The organism is Pseudomonas sivasensis (assembly GCF_052938085.1).
In genome coordinates this window covers 1,771,412-1,790,001 of sequence record NZ_CP176442.1, presented here as the reverse complement: position 1 = coordinate 1,790,001, position 18,590 = coordinate 1,771,412, and the positions used below count along the sequence as shown (strand labels likewise).

Below are 18,590 nucleotides of genomic sequence, written 5' to 3'. Positions count from 1 at the left end.
GGTGGCAACCGCCTGGAAAAAATGCAGAAATACAGGCTTACAAAGTGACCATCAAGTTGTATACAATCAGCTCATCGCTGTGACGCCACCAGGTTTTTCTGCCGGTCGCCACGCACTTGCTACCACGAACAAGAAGGAAGACTGCAGTGAGCGCTGACTACCCACGCGACCTGATCGGTTACGGCAGTAACCCTCCTCACCCCCACTGGCCGGGCAAGGCACGCATCGCGTTGTCTTTCGTACTCAATTACGAAGAAGGCGGCGAGCGCAATATTTTGCACGGCGACAAAGAGTCCGAAGCCTTCCTATCGGAAATGGTCTCGGCCCAACCGCTGCAAGGCGCACGCAACATGAGCATGGAGTCGCTGTACGAATACGGCAGCCGTGCCGGCGTGTGGCGCATCCTCAAGCTGTTCAAAGAATTCGATATCCCGCTGACCATCTTCGCCGTGGCCATGGCCGCCCAACGCCACCCGGACGTGATTCGCGCCATGGTCGAGGCCGGCCATGAGATCTGCAGCCACGGCTACCGCTGGATCGACTACCAGTACATGGACGAGGCCCAGGAGCGCGAGCATATGCTCGAAGCCATCCGCATCCTTACCGAACTGACCGGCGAACGCCCGCTGGGCTGGTACACCGGCCGCACCGGCCCGAACACCCGTCGCCTGGTGATGGAAGAAGGCGGTTTCCTGTACGACTGCGACACCTACGACGACGACCTGCCCTACTGGGAACCGAACAACCCCACCGGCAAGCCGCACCTGGTGATCCCCTACACCTTGGACACCAACGACATGCGCTTCACCCAGGTGCAAGGTTTCAACAAGGGCGATGACTTTTTCGAATACCTGAAGGATGCGTTCGACGTGCTGTACGCCGAAGGCGCCGAGGCACCGAAGATGTTGTCCATCGGCCTGCATTGCCGTTTGATTGGCCGCCCGGCGCGCCTGGCTGCGCTGAAGCGTTTTATCGAATACGCCAAGGGCCATGAACACGTGTGGTTCACCCGCCGCGTCGATATCGCCCGTCACTGGCATGAAACCCACCCGTACACGGGAGCGGCCAAATGACTGCATTCAAGACCCTGAAGCCATCGACCTTGAGCCGCGATGAGTTTGTCGCCGCCTTTGCCGATATCTACGAACACTCGCCATGGGTGGCCGAAAAGGCCTTCGACCTGGGCCAGGACCCTTCGATCGACCAGATCGAAACCCTGCACCAGCGCATGAGCGACATCCTGTTGAGCGCTGATCACACCAGTCAACTGGCCCTGATCAACGCCCACCCGGACCTGGCCGGCAAAGCTGCCGTCCAGGGCCAACTCACCCAAGCCAGCACTGATGAGCAAGCTGGCGCGGGGATTCACCAATGCACGGCCGAAGAGTTCTCGCGCTTCACCGAGCTGAACGATGCCTACAAAGCCACGTTCAAGTTTCCCTTCATCATGGCGGTAAAAGGCAGCAACCGGCATCAGATCCTGGCCGCATTCGAGACGCGCATTCACAACTCGGCGGACGCCGAATTCAAATGCGCCCTGGCCGAGATCAACAAGATCGCGTTGTTCCGTTTACTGACCCTCTAAACGACCATCCCCAGCCACTCTATCTAAGGCAGACAAGAAGAATGAAAGCTTACGCCGTACCTTTCGAGAAGTTCGTCAACCTGGCCGACGCCCGTCTGGGCACCAAGATCCTTTCGGTGACCGATGACTGGTTCGCTGACGCCAACCGCCTGTTCCAGCCGACCCCGGCCGTGTGGAAGGAGGGCGTTTTCGATGACAACGGCAAGTGGATGGACGGCTGGGAGTCACGCCGCAAGCGCTTCGAAGGCTACGACAGCGCAGTGATCCGCCTGGGCGTACCGGGTTCGATCAAGGGCGTGGACATCGACACTTCATTCTTCACCGGCAACTTCCCGCCGTCGGCGTCCCTGGAAGCCTGCTTCCTGGCCTCGGGCGACCCGGATGACAACACCCAGTGGACCGAAGTGCTGTCGGCCGTCGAGTTGCAAGGCAACAGCCACCACTACCACGAGATCAGCAACGATCAGGCGTTCAGCCACCTGCGTTTCAATATCTACCCGGACGGCGGCGTAGCCCGTCTGCGTGTGTACGGTATTCCGTTCCGCGACTGGTCGTCGGTGGGCGACAACGAACAGGTCGACCTGGCGTCTGCCCTGAACGGCGGCCGTGCACTGGCGTGCTCCGATGAACACTTCGGCCGCATGAGCAACATTCTCAACCCAGGTCGTGGCATCAACATGGGCGATGGCTGGGAAACCGCTCGTCGTCGTACACCAGGCAATGACTGGGTGATCGTCGCATTGGGCCACCCGGGCGAGATCGAGAAGATCATCGTCGACACCCTGCACTTCAAGGGCAACTACCCGGACACCTGCTCGATCCAAGGCGCCTTCGTGAAAGGCGGCACCGACAGCCAGATCGAAACCCAATCGCTGTTCTGGCGCGAACTGCTGCCGGCGCAGAAGTTGGAAATGCACACCGAACACACCTTCGCCGAGCAGATCAAGGCACTGGGCCCGATCACTCACATCCGCCTGAACGTGTTCCCGGATGGGGGCGTGAGCCGCCTGCGTGTACTGGGTAAAGTCGCCAAGTAAACGCTGAATCCTGTGGCAAAGGAGCTTGTTGTGGTGAGCGGGCTTGCCCCGCGTTGGGGCGCGAAGCGACCCTGGAAGCAGACACCGCGTTTTCACAGAAGAAACGCAGTGATCTTGTTGGGGCCGCTTAGCAGCCCAGCGCGGGGCCAGCCCGCTCACCACACACGTTCATCACACCCACAAGCAACCGCATAACCAACACAGAATCCGGATAAGAAGACAGCCATGCGCACACTGATGATCGAACCCCTGACCAAAGAAGCCTTCGCCCCCTTCGGAGACGTTATCGAAACCGACGGCAGCGATCACTTCATGATCAACAACGGGTCGACCATGCGCTTTCACAAGCTGGCAACGGTAGAAACCGCACAGCCTGAAGACAACGCCATCATCAGCATCTTCCGCGCCGACGCGCTGGATATGCCGCTGACCGTGTGCATGCTGGAAAGACACCCGCTGGGCAGCCAGGCTTTCATACCGCTGCTCGGCAACCCCTTTCTGATCGTGGTCGCGCCACTTGGCGATGCACCTGTATCGGGCTTGGTCCGCGCCTTCGTCACCAACGGCAGGCAGGGCATTAATTACCATCGCGGCGTCTGGCACCACCCGGTGCTGACGATCGAAAAGCGGGATGACTTCCTGGTGGTTGATCGCAGTGGCACAGGCAATAACTGCGATGAGCATTTTTTCAAAGAGGATGAGCGGTTGATCCTCGCCCCCCACCAATAAGAGAAGGCCGGATCACCCGACAACAAGGGTGACAGGCGAGAGGTAAAGACTGTGGAAGCACATCTGTTGGAATGGCTGAACCTTAGCGTGCGCTGGGTTCACATGATCACTGGCGTCGCCTGGATCGGCGCTTCGTTCTACTTTGTCTGGCTGGAAAACAACCTCAACCGCGTCAACCCCAAGAGCGGCCTCGCCGGTGACTTGTGGGCGATCCACGGTGGCGGTATCTACCACCTGGAAAAATACAAACTGGCCCCGCCGACCATGCCGGACAACCTGCACTGGTTCAAATGGGAAGCCTATTTCACCTGGATGTCAGGCGTCGCACTGCTGTGCGTGGTGTTCTACCTCAACCCGACGCTGTACCTGCTCGCACCCGGCAGCAGCCTCAGCGGCACCGAAGGCGTATTGCTGGGCATTGGCTCACTATTCGCCGGCTGGTTCATCTACTCCTTCCTCTGCGACTCGGCCCTGGGCAAACGCCCTGCCCTGCTCGGTTTCATCCTGTTTGTGCTGTTGATTGCGGCGGCCTATGGCTTCAGCAAAGTGTTCAGCGGCCGTGGCGCCTACCTGCACGTCGGTGCGGTGATCGGCACCATCATGGTGGGCAACGTGTTCCGCATCATCATGCCGGCGCAGCGCGCGCTGGTGGCGGCCATCGCCGAGAACCGCACGCCTGATCCGGCCCTGCCGGCCAAGGGATTGCTGCGTTCACGCCATAACAACTACTTCACCTTGCCGGTGCTGTTCATCATGATCAGCAACCACTTCCCGAGCACCTACGGCAGCCAATACAACTGGCTGATCCTGGCGGGTATCGCAGTGGCGGCGGTGTTGGTACGGCACTACTTCAACACCCGTCACAACAGCCAGAAGTATGCATGGACCTTACCGGTCGGCGCGTTGGCGATGATCAGCCTGGCATACGTCACGGGGCCAAAACCGGCAGAGCCGATTGCCAAGGCACCTGCGGCCATCGAATACCAGCCACTGCCTGAAACGGCGTTGGGTGGTGGTTTGAAACCCGCGGCTCCAGCAGCTCCCGCCGCCGAGCCGGCACCCGCCCAGGCGACGATTGATTTCGACAAGGTGCATGGGGTGATCCAGGAACGTTGCGCCGTGTGCCATTCGGCCAAGCCCACCAGCCCGCTGTTCAGCACCGCTCCGGCTGGGGTGATGTTCGATACCCCGGCGCAGATCCAGCAACAGGCAGCACGCATTCAGGCGCAGGCCGTGGCGAGCCAGATCATGCCGCTGGGCAACATCACCCAGATGACCCAGCAGGAGCGGGATTTGATTGGCACCTGGATCAACCAGGGGGCGCGTACCAACTGACAGATTCACACAGTTCCAATGTGGGAGGGGCTTGCCCCCGATAGCCGTGTGTCATTCAAAACATCAGTGACTGAACCACCGCAATCGGGGGCAAGCCCCCATCCCACAGGGGACTTGTAGTGATTTAGAGATTGCGTTCCACACAACACAAAAATAAAAAAGATCCGAGGTGTTGCATGACCGAGTTAGTCGAACCGCAGATTCCTGCCGCCCCTGCCATGGAGCGGCTGCCCCTCTTGCAACTGATTCTGGTAGGCCTGCAACACGTCTTGCTGATGTACGGCGGCGCCGTCGCCGTACCCCTCATCATTGGCCAGGCCGCGGGCTTGAGCCGTGAAGAAATCGCTTTCCTGATCAATGCCGACCTGCTGGTGGCCGGTATCGCCACCATGATCCAGTCATTCGGCATCGGCCCGGTGGGCATTCGTATGCCGGTGATGATGGGCGCCAGTTTTGCCGCCGTCGGCAGCATGGTCGCCATGGCCGGCATGCCGGGTATCGGCTTGCAGGGTATCTTCGGCGCGACCATCGCGGCCGGGTTCTTCGGGATGATCATTGCGCCCTTCATGTCCAAGGTGGTGCGCTTTTTCCCTCCGTTGGTGACTGGCACCGTGATCACCGCCATCGGCCTTTCGCTATTCCCCGTGGCCGTGAACTGGGCCGGCGGCGGCAGCGCGGCAGCCACATTTGGCTCGCCGATCTACCTGGCGATTGCCGCGCTGGTACTGGCTACCATCCTGCTGATCAACCGCTTCATGCGCGGTTTCTGGGTGAACATTTCGGTGCTGATCGGTATGGGGCTTGGCTACGGCTTGTGCGGCATCATTGGCATGGTCGACCTCAGCGGCCTGGCCCAGGCGCCGTGGGTGCAGGTGGTGACACCGCTGCACTTCGGCATGCCGAAGTTCGAGTTGGCGCCGATCCTGTCGATGTGCCTGGTCGTGGTGATTATCTTTGTCGAATCCACCGGGATGTTCCTAGCCCTGGGCAAGATCACCGGTCAGGAAGTGTCCCCCAAGATGCTGCGTCGGGGCTTGCTGTGTGATGCCGGCGCGTCGTTCTTCGCCGGGTTCTTCAACACCTTTACCCACTCCTCATTCGCCCAGAACATCGGCCTGGTGCAGATGACCGGCGTGCGTTGCCGCTCGGTGACGATCATGGCCGGCGCGTTCCTGATTGTGCTCAGCCTGTTGCCCAAAGCGGCGTACCTGGTGGCTTCGATTCCACCGGCAGTGCTCGGCGGTGCGGCGATTGCCATGTTCGGCATGGTCGCAGCCACCGGCATCAAGATCCTTCAGGAAGCTGACATCGCCGACCGCCGTAACCAGTTGCTGGTAGCGGTGAGCATCGGCATGGGCCTGATTCCCGTAGTGCGCCCGGAGTTCTTCGCCCAACTGCCGTTGTGGATGAGCCCGATTACCCACAGTGGCATCGCCATGGCCACCCTCAGCGCGTTGTCGCTGAATATCCTGTTCAACATCCTCGGCGGTTCAGAACGCCCTGCCGTCGCTCATACGCATTGATTCCTTCGTTACGACAACAAAAACAATAACGAACAAGGAACCCCACCATGCACACCCTCCACCTGGGGGCGGCCATCAGCCGTGCCCCATTTATGCCCGACACGCTCTGTAAGAGCGCACTTGAGCCAAGGCTTGGGAGCCAGTATTCTCCGCGCCCGCTCGAATCGACTCAAAAAAAAACAGCGAATGTAAAAGCTGACTGCAAGGCCAACTTATCCCGGCCTAATGTCTGCTGCCACGGTGCACAAAACGCCTCTGTATTCGACTGTATTTGTTGCAGCCGACGGGGATTTTTTGGCGTTTCAAACACCTTGGCGCAGCTCTTGCTAAAAGCACTAAAGCTGACCAAACAGACGATTTTTGCAGCGAACCAAAAGGCGCCACACCAGAGCGCCTGCGTAGAAGAAAAACCACAAAACCTTAACTCGGGAGCAACCGAATGAAACCTATGTTCAAAGGCCTGATGCTGGCAGGATCCCTGCTTGCGGGTGGTCAGGCCGTGGCCGGTGACTTGTTGCAGTGGCAGAACAACAGCCTGACGTACCTGTGGGGCAAGAGCTTTACCGTCAACCCGCAGATCCAGCAAACCGTCACCTTCGAACACGCCGACGCGTGGAAGTACGGCGACAACTTTGTGTTCGTCGACCGCATCTTCTACAACGGCAAGGAAGACGGCAACGTCGGCCCAAGCACCTACTACGGCGAGATCAGCCCACGGTTGTCATTCGGTAAAATCCTCGACAAAGACCTGTCCTTCGGCCCGATCAAGGATGTGCTGCTGGCCTTCACTTACGAGTTCGGCGAAGGCGATAACGAGTCGTACCTGCTCGGCCCGGCGTTCGACTTGAACATCCCTGGTTTCGACTACTTCCAACTGAACTTCTATCAGCGCCAGACCGAAGGCAATCGCGCGGGTGATGGCGTTTGGCAGATCACCCCGGTGTGGGCCTACACCATTCCCGTCGGCAGCTCCGACATCCTGATCGACGGTTTTATGGATTGGGTAGTGGATAACGACAAAAACGCCCGTGGCACTTACCACGCCAACCTGCACTTCAACCCGCAGGTTAAATACGACCTGGGTAAAGCGCTGCATTGGGGCGATAAGCAGTTGTATGTGGGTTTTGAGTACGACTACTGGAAGAACAAGTACGGGATCGAAGATTCGGGTGCATTCAAGACCACCCAGGACACGGCGAGCTTCCTGGTCAAGTATCACTTCTAAAAGCCAATGCAATACAAATGTGGGAGGGGGCTTGCTCCCGATAGCGAAGTGTCAGTCACTCTATTTGTTGACTGACACACTGCTATCGGGAGCAAGCCCCCTCCCACATTCAGATAGGCGGCAGGCCCAGGAACCGCATGATCTCCTCACGCTTGGCCAGCGCATCTTTTCTGCCCAACTCAATCAACTCGCTGCAATACCCCGCCTCGAACAGCAAGTAACTCAGTACCCCCGCCCCGCTCGTTTTGGTCGCCCCCGGCCCACGCAAGAACAACCGCAACGCCGCCGGCAATTCCTGCCGATGCCTTGCCGCGATTTCATCGATCGGCTGGCTTGGCGCAATCACCAGCACTTCAACCGGTGCCAGGCCTCGGGCCGCGCTGTCGGCTGGCTGGTGGTGGCTGAACTGGTTCAGACGCTCCAGCAATTCGATATCACTTTCCAGGCTGTCGATGAACGTGCTGTTGAGCATGTGCCCACCGATCTGGGCCAGGGTCGGTTCCTGACCGGTGTAGGTGCGCTGCACCGACGGCTCGTTGCCACGCGGGTTGCCGCTGACGCCCACCACCAGCACGCGGGTCGCCCCCAGGTGCAGGGCCGGGCTGATCGGGGCCGATTGGCGCACCGCACCGTCACCGAAATATTCCTGGTCGAGTTTCACCGGGGCAAACAGCAAAGGGATCGCTGAACTGGCCAGCAGGTGCTCAACCGTCAGTTGCGTCGGCACGCCGATACGCCGATGGCGCAACCACGCATCAATGGTGCCGCCACCTTGATAGAAGGTCACCGCCTGCCCGGATTCATAGCCGAACGCCGTGACTGCCACCGCGTGCAAATGCTTGTTTCGGATGGCTTCGTCGATGCCGTCCAGGTTCAGGCGCTCTTGCAACAAGTCCCGCAGCGGAGAGCTATTAAGCAACGCTACCGGCACTTGCGCGCCCAGGCCCAACAGGCTGTGGATGAGGAAGCGACTCGCCTGGCGAATAACCCCCGGCCAATCACTGCGCAACACCAGATGGCTGCGAAAGCCCTGCCAAAAGGCAGTAAGACGCTGGATCGCCGCCGTGAAATCCATCGCGCCACTGGCCAGTGTCACCGCATTGATCGCCCCGGCCGAGGTGCCGACGATCACCGGAAACGGGTTGGGCGCCCCTGGTGGCAACAGCTCGGCAATCGCCGCCAAAACACCCACCTGATACGCCGCTCGCGCCCCGCCGCCGGAAAGAATCAAGCCTGTTACCGGTTCAGCTGGGCGCATCGCATCACTCCGTGTGGGGAAAATCTCGCTTTATCGGCGGCTTTTTTCGTACAACTTGGGTTCGCCCGGTGGCCGGCTCTTGAAGCGGCGGTGGGTCCACAGGTATTGCTCGGGGCATTCGCGTACAGAGGTTTCGACCCACTGGTTGATGCGCAGGCAGTCCACCTCATCGCTTTCGCCGGGAAAGTCGGTCAACGGCGGATGGATCACCAGGCGGTAACCACTGCCGTCGGCCAGGCGCTCCTGGGTGAACGGCACCACCAGCGCCTTGCCCAGGCGGGCGAACTTGCTGGTGGCGGTGACGGTGGCGGCCTGGATGCCGAACAGCGGTACGAAAATACTTTGCTTGGCGCCATAGTCCTGGTCAGGTGCGTACCAGATGGCGCGGCCGGCGCGCAGCAGCTTAAGCATGCCGCGCACGTCTTCGCGCTCGATGGCCAGGGAATCAAGGTTGTGGCGCTCGCGGCCACGGCGCTGGATAAAGTCGAACAACGGATTGCCGTGCTCGCGGTACATCCCATCAATGGTGTGCTTTTGGCCCAACAGCGCCGCGCCGATTTCCAGGGTGGTGAAATGCAGGGCCATGAGGATCACGCCCTTGCCATCGAGTTGGGCCTGCTTGAGGTGCTCCAGGCCTTCGACATGGGCCAGACGCGACAGGCGCTGGCGCGACCACCACCAACTCATGGCCATTTCAAAGAAGGCGATGCCCGTGGAGGCAAAGTTTTCCTTGAGCAACTGCTTACGCTCTTTAGCGGTTTTTTCCGGGAAGCACAGTTCCAGGTTACGCGCGGCGATGCGGCGACGCTCGCTGGCCACACGGTACATACCTGCGCCCAGTAACCGACCAATGGCCAGCAGCGCGCGGTATGGCAATTGGGTGACCAGCCACAGCAGGCCGAGCCCAAGCCATAGCAGCCAGAAACGCGGGTGAAAAAATGCAGCTCGAAAACGCGGGCGATCCATTACAGATTCCGGTAAAGACAGGGCCGCGCATTCTACAACGGTTCGACCCGGCTTGCGGCCAGTGGATGTTCTCGTTATAAGTCTCGACACTTTTCGTGACAAGCCGCTTTATGCCGACCATGAGCCAAACCGAACCGCTAGACCAAGATCCCGTGTTCCAGCTGAAAGGCAGCATGCTCGCCATCACCGTGCTGGAACTCGCCCGTAACGACCTCGACGCCCTGGACCGCCAACTCGCCGCCAAGGTCGCCCTGGCGCCAAACTTCTTCAACAACGCCCCGCTGGTGCTGGCCCTGGACAAACTGCCGGCCGGCCAGGGCGCTGTTGATCTGCCCGGCCTTATGCGCGTGTGCCGCTCCCATGGCCTGCGCACTCTCGCCATTCGTGCCAGCCGTATCGAAGACATTGCCGCGGCCATCGCCATTGAACTGCCAGTATTGCCGCCGTCCGGCGCACGCGAGCGTCCGCTCGAACCATTGGTCGGTGAAGAGAAGAAAAAACCGGAAAAACCACCGGAGCCGACGATAAAGCCTACAAAGATCATCACCTCTCCCGTACGCGGTGGGCAGCAAATTTACGCCCAGGGCGGCGACCTGGTTGTCATCTCCTCGGTCAGTCCCGGCGCGGAACTTCTCGCCGATGGCAACATCCATGTATACGGCCCGATGCGCGGACGTGCCCTCGCCGGCATCAAGGGTGATACCAAGGCCCGTATTTTTTGCCAGCAGTTGACCGCTGAGCTAGTGTCCATCGCAGGCCAGTACAAGGTTTCAGAAGATTTGCGCCGTGATCCGCTGTGGGGGGCCGGGGTGCAGGTCAGCCTGTCGGGCGATGTGTTGAACATCATCCGTCTTTAACGGATACTGCCGCATTTTCCAAGCATCTCTAGACTCTGATAGCACAGCGAAACCGGCAATACTTGTGTAGGAACATCTGAAGGTTGGCGTTTTTCCTACGCCAACCCGTCTTTTTCCTACAAAGACCGTCCGCCTGCAGCGAGTTCCAAGAGATGTTTTTCAGGGACTGAAAAGTCCTTTTTCCTTAGGGGTGAAACACCTTGGCCAAGATTCTCGTGGTTACATCCGGCAAGGGTGGTGTGGGTAAGACCACCACCAGCGCCGCTATCGGTACCGGCCTCGCTCTGCGCGGCCACAAGACAGTCATCGTCGACTTCGACGTCGGTTTGCGTAACCTCGACCTGATCATGGGCTGCGAACGCCGTGTGGTGTACGACTTCGTCAACGTGGTGAACGGCGAAGCCAACCTGCAACAGGCCCTGATCAAGGACAAGCGCCTTGAGAACCTGTACGTACTGGCCGCCAGCCAGACCCGTGACAAAGATGCGTTGACCAAAGAAGGCGTAGGCAAAGTCCTCGCTGAACTGAAGGAAACCTTCGAATACGTCGTCTGCGACTCCCCGGCCGGCATCGAAACCGGTGCTCATTTGGCGATGTACTTCGCCGATGAAGCCATCGTGGTAACCAACCCGGAAGTGTCCTCCGTACGTGACTCGGACCGCATGCTCGGCCTGCTGGCCAGCAAGTCCCAGCGCGCAGAGAAAGGTGAAGACCCGATCAAGGAGCACCTGCTGCTCACCCGCTACAACCCTGAGCGCGTCAGCAACGGCGAAATGCTCGGTGTCGAGGACGTCAAGGACATCCTCGCGGTGACCCTGCTGGGCGTGATCCCGGAATCCCAGGCCGTCCTGAAGGCTTCCAACCAGGGTGTCCCGGTTATTCTTGACGACCAGAGCGACGCCGGCCAAGCGTACAGCGATGCGGTTGATCGCTTGCTGGGCAAGACCGTGGAACATCGCTTCCTCGATGTTAAGAAGAAGGGATTCTTCGAGCGTATCTTTGGAGGCAACTAAACAATGAAATTTCTCGACTTCTTTCGCGCCAACAAAAAGCCAAGCACCGCGTCGGTCGCGAAAGAGCGTCTACAGATCATCGTGGCGCACGAACGCGGCCAACGCAGCACCCCGGACTACCTGCCAGCCTTGCAGAAGGAACTGGTCGAGGTGATCCGCAAGTACGTCAACATCGGCAACGATGACGTGCATGTCGCTCTGGAAAATGACGGCAGCTGCTCGATTCTGGAACTCAATATCACCCTGCCTGATCGTTGATCGAACAGGCGGCCGCCACGGCGGCTCGCACACCTTGATCCCATAGCGGGAACCGGGTGGGCGAGCCGCCGTTGGCGTTTGTTACGAGGCTGTTTAATGCCGCTGTCCAATATCCATATCCTGCATCAGGACGACGCTGTCCTGGTGGTGAACAAGCCGACCCTGCTGCTCTCGGTGCCTGGCCGCGCCGACGACAACAAGGACTGCCTGATCACCCGCCTGCAGGAAAACGGCTACCCCGAAGCCCGCATCGTCCATCGCCTGGACTGGGAAACCTCGGGGATCATCCTGCTCGCCCGGGATGCCGATACCCATCGCGAACTGTCCCGCCAGTTTCACGACCGTGAAACCGAGAAGGCCTACACCGCATTGGCCTGGGGCCAGCCGGAGCTCGACAGCGGCAGCATTGATCTGCCCTTGCGCTACGACCCGCCGACCAAACCACGGCATGTGGTGGATCACGAGTTCGGCAAACACGCGATGACCTTCTGGAAGGTGCTGGAACGTTGCGGCGACTGGTGCCGTGTGGAGCTGACGCCGATCACCGGGCGCTCACACCAGTTGCGCGTGCACATGCTGTCGATCGGTCATCCGTTGCTCGGCGACGGCCTGTATGCCCATGAGCAAGCCCTGGCTGCGTGGCCGCGCCTGTGCTTGCACGCAAGCATGCTGAGCTTTACTCATCCGCAGAGTGGCGAGCGTTTGCGCTTCGAGTGCCCAGCGCCCTTCTAAAGCTGTGAACACAGAACAAATGTGGGAGGGGGCTTGCCCCCGATGGCGGAGAATCAGTCACTGTATTGTTGACTGACCCACTGCAATCGGGGGCAAGCCCCCTCCCACATTTGTACTGTGCACTTCCCGTCACCGAACGGTAAACTCCGCGCATTGCTGTCTGGAGCTATTTATGCGCGAAGCGTTGAATCAAGGCCTGATCGACTTCCTCAAGGCCTCCCCTACTCCTTTTCATGCCACTGCCGCCCTGGCCCAGCGCCTGGAAGCGGCCGGTTACCAGCGTCTCGACGAGCGCGAAACCTGGGCCACCGAAGCCAACGGTCGCTACTACGTGACCCGCAACGACTCCTCGATCATCGCCTTCAAGCTCGGCCGTCACTCGCCGCTGCAGGGCGGGATTCGCCTGGTTGGCGCCCATACCGACAGCCCGTGCCTGCGGGTCAAGCCCCAGCCCGAGCTGCAACGCCAGGGCTTCTGGCAGTTGGGCGTGGAAGTCTACGGCGGCGCCTTGCTGGCGCCGTGGTTTGACCGCGACTTATCCCTGGCAGGCCGCGTGACGTTCCGCCGCGACGGCAAAGTCGAAAGCCAACTGATCGACTTCAAGCTGCCCATCGCCATCATCCCGAACCTGGCCATTCACCTGAACCGCGAAGCCAACCAGGGCTGGGCAATCAACGCCCAGACCGAACTGCCGCCGATCCTCGCGCAGTTTGCCGGTGACGAGCGCGTGGACTTCCGAGCCGTGCTCACCGAGCAACTGGCGCGCGAGCACGGGTTGAACGCTGATGTGGTGCTCGATTACGAGCTGAGCTTCTACGACACCCAGAGTGCAGCTGTAATTGGCCTCAATGGCGACTTCATCGCCGGCGCGCGCCTCGACAACCTATTGTCGTGCTACGCCGGCCTGCAAGCCCTGCTCACCAGCGAGACCGACGAAACCTGCGTACTGGTGTGCAACGACCACGAAGAAGTCGGTTCCTGCTCGGCCTGCGGTGCCGATGGCCCGATGCTGGAACAGACCCTGCGACGCCTGTTGCCGGAGGGTGATGAATTCGTACGTACCATTCAGAAATCCCTGTTGGTATCGGCAGACAATGCCCACGGTGTGCACCCGAACTACGCCGACAAGCACGACGCCAACCACGGCCCCAAGCTCAATGCCGGCCCGGTAATCAAGGTCAACAGCAACCAGCGCTACGCGACCAACAGCGAAACCGCCGGGTTCTTCCGCCACCTGTGCATGGCCGAAGAAGTGCCGGTACAGAGCTTTGTGGTGCGCAGCGACATGGGCTGCGGCTCGACCATCGGCCCGATCACCGCCAGCCACCTGGGCGTGCGTACCGTGGACATCGGCCTGCCGACATTTGCCATGCACTCCATTCGTGAACTGTGCGGCAGCCATGACCTGGCGCATCTGGTGAAGGTACTGGGTGCGTTCTACGCCAGTCGCGACCTGCCTTGATCCAAAGGCTGAATACAGCCAGAAATGTGGGAGGGGGCTTGCCCCCGATGCGGTGGGTCAGCTAAAAACAAGCTGACTGACAGACCGCTATCGAGGGCAAGCCCCCTCCCGCATTTGGTTTTGCGTACACCTGATCTGCATCATCTGCACTTCCCGCAATCCGACCTAGACTTGTCAGTATTCCCACTCCGACAAGGCCGTCGCACCATGATCTCCATGTCCTCCTTCCACGCCATGCTTATCCCTATTCTGATCGGCATGATCATGCTCGCGGTCGGCTTCAACTTTCGCGACAAGCCCCTCGGCGTGTTCGGCATGTGGATCGGTATGCTGCTGATCCTGGGCACCGTGGTGTACAAGATCCTCGCCAAACTGGCCGAATGACGCGTGCACTCGTACACTCGCTCAACCCGTCGTTTCCAAGGTTGACCGCCTCGTGCTTTCCCGTCTGTTTGCCCTGCCCTGCTACCTGCTGATCGCGCTGTTCACCCTGCTGCCGCTTACTTCTGCCCAAGCAGTCGGTTTGCCCGGCCTGCTCGGCAGCACTAACAAGTCCCAGCCCCAGGCAGAAGTGCCCCTCGGCCAATCGCTGGACGAGGTGATCAAGACCCTGGAAAACGACCAGCAGCGCACCCAACTGCTGAGCGATCTGAAAAAACTCCGCGCCGCCACACAAAAAGCCCAGCCGGCCGCCGAACAGGGCGTGCTTGGGCTGATCGGCAGCACGCTGTCGACCCTGGAGCAACAGTTCTCCGGCAACGACAGCCCGCTGGGGCGTTGGTCCGATGAGATCGACCAGGCCAAGGACGAACTCGACGCCTTGATGCTGCCGGCCAACGAATGGCTGCCAATCATTTTTGGCTTTGCGCTTATTCTCGCGGTGTGGAGCCTGCTGGCCTACGTGCTGATATGGCTCAGCCACCGCGTCCGCGAACGGTTCGGCCTGCCTGAAGAACTGCCGCAACACCCGCGCACCTGGGACATGGTGCGCTTTGCCCTGCGCAAACTGGGGCCGTGGCTGATCGCGCTGGTGATCACCGTGTACATGAGCTACGCACTGCCCTCTTCCCTGGGTAAATCCCTGGCGATGGTGTTGGCTTACGCGCTGGTGGTCGGTACCTGTTTCTCAGCCATCTGCGTGATCGCGTTCTCTTTGCTCGACGGCCCGCACCGCCATCGTGCGCTGTATATCCTGCGGCACCAGGCCTTTCGTCCGCTGTGGTGGATCGGCAGCTTTGCCGCTTTTGGTGAAGCCCTGAGCGACCCACGCCTGGTAACCGCGCTCGGCCAACACCTGTCTCACACCGCCGCAACCGTCGCCAATGTGATGGCGGCGTTGTCCACCGGCGTGTTTATCCTGCGGTTTCGCCGCCCGATCGCCCACCTGATACGCAACCAACCACTGTCGCGCCGCCTCACCCGTCGCGCCCTCAGCGACACCCTCTCGATCATCGGTTCGTTCTGGTACCTCCCGGCCTTGCTGTTGGTGGGCATTTCGCTGTTTGCCACGTTCGTCTCTGCCGGCGACACCAGCACCGCCCTGCGCCAATCGCTGCTGTGCACGGTGTTGCTGGTGTTGTGCATGGTCATCAACGGTCTGGTACGCCGCCATGCTCTCAAGCCGCAACGCGGGCACAAGCGCCATGCGCTGTACTCCGAGCGCCTGAAAAGCTTCATCTACACCCTGGCCCACCTGGCGGTATGGCTGGTGTTTATCGAGCTGGGCCTGCGGGTCTGGGGCCTGTCGCTGATTGGCTTTGCCGAAGGCGAGGGGCATGAAATCGCGGTCAAACTGTTCGGCCTGGCCGGTACGCTGCTGTTCGCCTGGCTGATCTGGATCCTCAGCGACACGGCGATCCACCACGCCCTCACCCGCTCGCGCAAAGGCCTGGCCAATGCGCGGGCGCAGACCATGATGCCGTTGATCCGCAACGTGCTGTTCGTGACGATCTTCATCATTGCCGCCATCGTCGCCCTGGCGAATATGGGCATGAACGTCACACCGCTGCTGGCGGGTGCCGGTGTGATCGGCCTGGCCATCGGTTTTGGTGCGCAGTCGCTGGTGGCGGACTTGATCACCGGCCTGTTCATCATCATCGAAGATTCCCTGGCGATTGATGACTACGTGGATGTAGGCGGCCACCTCGGCACCGTCGAGGGCCTGACCATCCGCACCGTGCGCCTGCGCGACATCGACGGGATTGTGCACACCATTCCGTTCAGCGAGATCAAGAGCATCAAGAACTACTCGCGAGAGTTCGGCTACGCGATCTTCCGAGTGGCAATTCCGTACAACATGGACATTGATAACGCGATCAAGCTGATCCGTGATGTCGGCCAGAAAATGCGCAATGACCCGCTGCAGCGCCGCAATATCTGGTCCCCGCTGGAGATCCAGGGGGTGGAAAGCTTTGAGTCAGGCAGCGCGATCCTGCGCGCCCGGTTCAAGACGGCGCCGATCAAGCAATGGGAAGTGTCACGGGCGTTCAACCTGTCGCTGAAACGGCATCTGGACGAGGCCGGGTTGGATCTGGCCACACCTCGATTGAGTGTGCAGGTGGTGACGGGAGCTTCGGGTGGGTTGGAGAAAGAGAAGGACGCTTGAAGTCGCCGCACCCACCTTTGCCGAGCGGCTTGTTGTGGTGAGCGGGCCTGCCCCGCGCTGGAGCGCGAAGCGGTCCTGAACGGGTGGAATGCGGTGTATCTGATACAACTCAGTGGCTGGAGTGGGGCTGCTTTGCAGCCCAGCGCGGGGCAGGCCCGCTCACCGCACCAGGCCCGCTTGCCACAATACGCGCGCTCACCCCATAGAGCCTGATTACCAGACACAAACCGCCATGTTTAAACGAGCGCTGCTCCATCCATCTTCTGGCGCAAGCTCAACGGGCGCATATCGGTCCAGGTTTCTTCGATGTAGGCCAGGCACTCTTTCTTCATGCCGCTCTTGCCTACGGTGCGCCAGCCTTCCGGCACGACCTTGTAGTCTGGCCAGATGGAATACTGTTCTTCATGGTTGACCACTACCTGAAACAGGATGTCGTCGCGGTCAAATACTGAGGTCATTGCTGTTCTCCATCGCAAAAAGCTGGCTGCGCACCACGCGCAGCACTGATATCTGTAGAAACGTACCAAGCCATCGAAAAATTAGAGGCTGTCCACGGCGGCGGCCAGGGCACGCCCGAAGATCTCGGCCACACGGTCGACTTCAGCGGCGGTGATCACCAGCGGCGGCAGGAAGCGCACCACGCTGCCATGGCGACCACCCAGTTCCAGGATCAGCCCGCGCTTGAGGCACTCGCGCTGTACCAGCGGCGCCAGTTGGCGGTGCACCGGAGGGTGGCCCTGGGTATCGAGGGTGCCGTCCGGGTCGACCAGTTCCACACCGAGCATCAGCCCGCGACCGCGAATATCCCCCAACTGCGGGAAGTCGCGTTGCAGAATGCGCAGGTGTTCGCCGAGGCGCTCGCCCATAACTGTTGCGTGGCCGGGCAGGTCGTGTTCCTTGAGGTAGCGCATCACCGCCGAACCCGCCGCCATAGCCATTTGATTGCCACGGAACGTGCCGGCATGGGCGCCCGGCAGCCAGGTATCGAGCCAGTCGCGGTACACCACCACCGCCAACGGCAAGCTGCCGCCGATGGCCTTGGACATCACCACCACATCCGGAATGATGCCCGCGTGTTCGAAGGCGAACATCTTGCCGGTGCGGCCAAAACCGCTCTGGATTTCGTCGACAATCAACGCCACACCCGCCTGTTCGGTGATGCGTCGCAGGCCGCGCAGCCAGTCGAGGTCGGCCGGGATTACGCCACCTTCACCCTGCACCACTTCAACAATCACCGCTGCCGGCAGCAACACGCCAGCTTCCGGGTCGTTAAGCAGGTTTTCCAGGTAGTGCAGGTTGACCCGCACTCCTTCCGCACCGCCCAGACCAAACGGGCAGCGGTAATCGTAGGGATACGGCAGGAACTGCACGCCATTGCCAAGCAACGCCCCCAAGGGCTTCTTCGGCCCCAGGCTGCCCATCAGGCTCAAAGCGCCTTGGCTCATGCCGTGATAACCGCCCTGGAACGACAGCACGGTGCTGCGCCCGGTGGCGGTACGGACCAGTTTCAGCGCGGCTTCCACCGCATCAGTGCCAGTGGGCCCGCAAAACTGGATCTTGGCTTCCCGCGCCAACTCAGCCGGCAACAGGCCGAACAGGTCCTGCACGAATTGATCCTTGACCGGCGTAGTCAGGTCGAGGGTGTGCAACGGCAGCTCATCACTCAGCACTTGCTGGATAGCGTCGATCACCACCGGGTGGTTATGCCCCAGCGCCAGGGTGCCGGCCCCGGCCAGGCAGTCGATGAACTGGCGGCCTTCCACGTCTTCCACGTAGATGCCCTTGGCGCGTTTGAGCGCCAAAGGGATACGCCGCGGATAACTGCGCGCATTGGATTCCTGCTGGCGCTGACGGGCCAGCAGCGGTGTTTCGTCGAACTGGTAGAGCGTTTCCACAGGCGCCGGGCTGACATGCACTGGGGCGCTTTCGATACGGCTGGTAGCGACAGACATCTCTCTATCCCTCAATACGCTGATGATGGTGACCAAACTGCCAATCCGTTGGC

The 18,590-nt window shown here is 60.5% G+C and carries 19 protein-coding genes; 15 read left to right on the top strand and 4 right to left on the bottom strand.

All coding sequences use genetic code 11. The features are described from left to right. Nucleotides 1–146: 146 nt before the first annotated feature. From puuE to ACKZ62_RS08335, 8 genes are all read left to right on the top strand, one after another. The gene (gene puuE, locus ACKZ62_RS08370; protein WP_032888005.1) at nucleotides 147–1,073 is read left to right on the top strand and encodes an allantoinase PuuE; all 927 of its coding nucleotides are present in this window, start codon (nucleotides 147–149) and stop codon (nucleotides 1,071–1,073) included. Next, nucleotides 1,070–1,585, top strand: coding sequence for a 2-oxo-4-hydroxy-4-carboxy-5-ureidoimidazoline decarboxylase (gene uraD, locus ACKZ62_RS08365; protein WP_032888003.1), 516 nt, complete (start codon nucleotides 1,070–1,072; stop codon nucleotides 1,583–1,585). Before puuE ends, uraD begins: the two co-directional genes overlap by 4 nt. Before the next feature lie 41 nt (nucleotides 1,586–1,626). Beyond that, nucleotides 1,627–2,622, top strand: a complete 996-nt coding sequence (alc, locus tag ACKZ62_RS08360) for an allantoicase (RefSeq protein ID WP_447096519.1) — start codon at nucleotides 1,627–1,629, stop codon at nucleotides 2,620–2,622. 225 nt (nucleotides 2,623–2,847) lie between these two features. After that, complete coding sequence (locus ACKZ62_RS08355; protein ID WP_027603915.1) at nucleotides 2,848–3,351, top strand: ureidoglycolate lyase; 504 nt, start codon at nucleotides 2,848–2,850, stop codon at nucleotides 3,349–3,351. A 51-nt stretch (nucleotides 3,352–3,402) separates the two neighbouring features. Then, nucleotides 3,403–4,686 (top strand): urate hydroxylase PuuD, encoded by a 1,284-nt coding sequence (locus ACKZ62_RS08350; protein WP_032887999.1) that lies wholly within the window; start codon nucleotides 3,403–3,405, stop codon nucleotides 4,684–4,686. A gap of 176 nt (nucleotides 4,687–4,862) precedes the next feature. Then, nucleotides 4,863–6,209, top strand: a complete 1,347-nt coding sequence (locus ACKZ62_RS08345) for a nucleobase:cation symporter-2 family protein (protein WP_032887997.1) — start codon at nucleotides 4,863–4,865, stop codon at nucleotides 6,207–6,209. Nucleotides 6,210–6,256: 47 nt separating this feature from the next. Further along, entirely contained in the window at nucleotides 6,257–6,652 is a 396-nt protein-coding gene (locus tag ACKZ62_RS08340) for a hypothetical protein (RefSeq protein ID WP_143521257.1), read from the top strand. After that, entirely contained in the window at nucleotides 6,649–7,434 is a 786-nt protein-coding gene (locus ACKZ62_RS08335) for an outer membrane protein OmpK (RefSeq protein WP_032887994.1), read from the top strand. Before ACKZ62_RS08340 ends, ACKZ62_RS08335 begins: the two co-directional genes overlap by 4 nt. A gap of 109 nt (nucleotides 7,435–7,543) precedes the next feature. Here the strand turns inward: ACKZ62_RS08335 and ACKZ62_RS08330 are convergent, their stop codons facing one another. Further along, a complete protein-coding gene (locus tag ACKZ62_RS08330; protein ID WP_122754409.1) occupies nucleotides 7,544–8,692 on the bottom strand; it encodes a patatin-like phospholipase family protein in 1,149 nt (382 codons plus the stop codon). A 30-nt stretch (nucleotides 8,693–8,722) separates the two neighbouring features. Continuing rightward, a complete protein-coding gene (locus ACKZ62_RS08325; RefSeq protein ID WP_032887990.1) occupies nucleotides 8,723–9,658 on the bottom strand; it encodes a lipid A biosynthesis lauroyl acyltransferase in 936 nt (311 codons plus the stop codon). A gap of 119 nt (nucleotides 9,659–9,777) precedes the next feature. Between ACKZ62_RS08325 and minC the strand changes: the two genes are divergently transcribed. The 7 genes from minC to ACKZ62_RS08290 all read left to right on the top strand — a co-directional run bounded on the left by minC (nucleotide 9,778) and on the right by ACKZ62_RS08290 (nucleotide 16,585). Next, a complete protein-coding gene (minC, locus tag ACKZ62_RS08320) occupies nucleotides 9,778–10,515 on the top strand; it encodes a septum site-determining protein MinC (RefSeq protein WP_032888096.1) in 738 nt (245 codons plus the stop codon). Between the two features lie 200 nt (nucleotides 10,516–10,715). After that, the gene (minD, locus tag ACKZ62_RS08315; RefSeq protein ID WP_017737535.1) at nucleotides 10,716–11,528 is read left to right on the top strand and encodes a septum site-determining protein MinD; all 813 of its coding nucleotides are present in this window, start codon (nucleotides 10,716–10,718) and stop codon (nucleotides 11,526–11,528) included. A 3-nt stretch (nucleotides 11,529–11,531) separates the two neighbouring features. Beyond that, nucleotides 11,532–11,786, top strand: coding sequence for a cell division topological specificity factor MinE (gene minE, locus ACKZ62_RS08310; protein ID WP_003175252.1), 255 nt, complete (start codon nucleotides 11,532–11,534; stop codon nucleotides 11,784–11,786). Nucleotides 11,787–11,882: 96 nt separating this feature from the next. Then, on the top strand, nucleotides 11,883–12,518 hold the full coding sequence (locus tag ACKZ62_RS08305) for an RluA family pseudouridine synthase (protein ID WP_032887988.1): 636 nt from the start codon (nucleotides 11,883–11,885) through the stop codon (nucleotides 12,516–12,518). 172 nt (nucleotides 12,519–12,690) lie between these two features. Continuing rightward, nucleotides 12,691–13,980 (top strand): M18 family aminopeptidase, encoded by a 1,290-nt coding sequence (locus ACKZ62_RS08300; protein WP_032887987.1) that lies wholly within the window; start codon nucleotides 12,691–12,693, stop codon nucleotides 13,978–13,980. Nucleotides 13,981–14,187: 207 nt separating this feature from the next. Next, nucleotides 14,188–14,364: a hypothetical protein gene (locus ACKZ62_RS08295; RefSeq protein ID WP_010208820.1), complete on the top strand. Its 177-nt coding sequence runs from the start codon at nucleotides 14,188–14,190 to the stop codon at nucleotides 14,362–14,364. 52 nt (nucleotides 14,365–14,416) lie between these two features. Continuing rightward, on the top strand, nucleotides 14,417–16,585 hold the full coding sequence (locus tag ACKZ62_RS08290) for a mechanosensitive ion channel family protein (RefSeq protein WP_032887985.1): 2,169 nt from the start codon (nucleotides 14,417–14,419) through the stop codon (nucleotides 16,583–16,585). A gap of 236 nt (nucleotides 16,586–16,821) precedes the next feature. On the opposite strand, the gene ACKZ62_RS08285 is transcribed toward ACKZ62_RS08290, so the two are convergent. Both ACKZ62_RS08285 and ACKZ62_RS08280 read right to left on the bottom strand, forming a co-directional pair. After that, nucleotides 16,822–17,043 (bottom strand): MbtH family protein, encoded by a 222-nt coding sequence (locus tag ACKZ62_RS08285; protein WP_032887983.1) that lies wholly within the window; start codon nucleotides 17,041–17,043, stop codon nucleotides 16,822–16,824. 81 nt (nucleotides 17,044–17,124) lie between these two features. Beyond that, complete coding sequence (locus ACKZ62_RS08280; RefSeq protein WP_447096518.1) at nucleotides 17,125–18,537, bottom strand: aspartate aminotransferase family protein; 1,413 nt, start codon at nucleotides 18,535–18,537, stop codon at nucleotides 17,125–17,127. Between the last annotated feature and the right edge of the window lie 53 nt (nucleotides 18,538–18,590).

Bases quoted from the DNA above. Each gene is read 5' to 3' on its own strand.
- uraD (WP_032888003.1), top strand. From the start codon at position 1,070: ATGACTGCATTCAAGACCCTGAAGCCATCGACCTTGAGCCGCGATGAG.
- alc (WP_447096519.1), top strand. From the start codon at position 1,627: ATGAAAGCTTACGCCGTACCTTTCGAGAAGTTCGTCAACCTGGCCGAC.
- ACKZ62_RS08355 (WP_027603915.1), top strand. From the start codon at position 2,848: ATGCGCACACTGATGATCGAACCCCTGACCAAAGAAGCCTTCGCCCCC.
- ACKZ62_RS08345 (WP_032887997.1), top strand. From the start codon at position 4,863: ATGACCGAGTTAGTCGAACCGCAGATTCCTGCCGCCCCTGCCATGGAG.
- ACKZ62_RS08340 (WP_143521257.1), top strand. From the start codon at position 6,257: ATGCACACCCTCCACCTGGGGGCGGCCATCAGCCGTGCCCCATTTATG.
- ACKZ62_RS08335 (WP_032887994.1), top strand. From the start codon at position 6,649: ATGAAACCTATGTTCAAAGGCCTGATGCTGGCAGGATCCCTGCTTGCG.
- ACKZ62_RS08330 (WP_122754409.1), bottom strand. From the start codon at position 8,692: ATGCGCCCAGCTGAACCGGTAACAGGCTTGATTCTTTCCGGCGGCGGG.
- ACKZ62_RS08325 (WP_032887990.1), bottom strand. From the start codon at position 9,658: ATGGATCGCCCGCGTTTTCGAGCTGCATTTTTTCACCCGCGTTTCTGG.
- minC (WP_032888096.1), top strand. From the start codon at position 9,778: ATGAGCCAAACCGAACCGCTAGACCAAGATCCCGTGTTCCAGCTGAAA.
- minE (WP_003175252.1), top strand. From the start codon at position 11,532: ATGAAATTTCTCGACTTCTTTCGCGCCAACAAAAAGCCAAGCACCGCG.
- ACKZ62_RS08305 (WP_032887988.1), top strand. From the start codon at position 11,883: ATGCCGCTGTCCAATATCCATATCCTGCATCAGGACGACGCTGTCCTG.
- ACKZ62_RS08300 (WP_032887987.1), top strand. From the start codon at position 12,691: ATGCGCGAAGCGTTGAATCAAGGCCTGATCGACTTCCTCAAGGCCTCC.
- ACKZ62_RS08295 (WP_010208820.1), top strand. From the start codon at position 14,188: ATGATCTCCATGTCCTCCTTCCACGCCATGCTTATCCCTATTCTGATC.
- ACKZ62_RS08285 (WP_032887983.1), bottom strand. From the start codon at position 17,043: ATGACCTCAGTATTTGACCGCGACGACATCCTGTTTCAGGTAGTGGTC.
- ACKZ62_RS08280 (WP_447096518.1), bottom strand. From the start codon at position 18,537: ATGTCTGTCGCTACCAGCCGTATCGAAAGCGCCCCAGTGCATGTCAGC.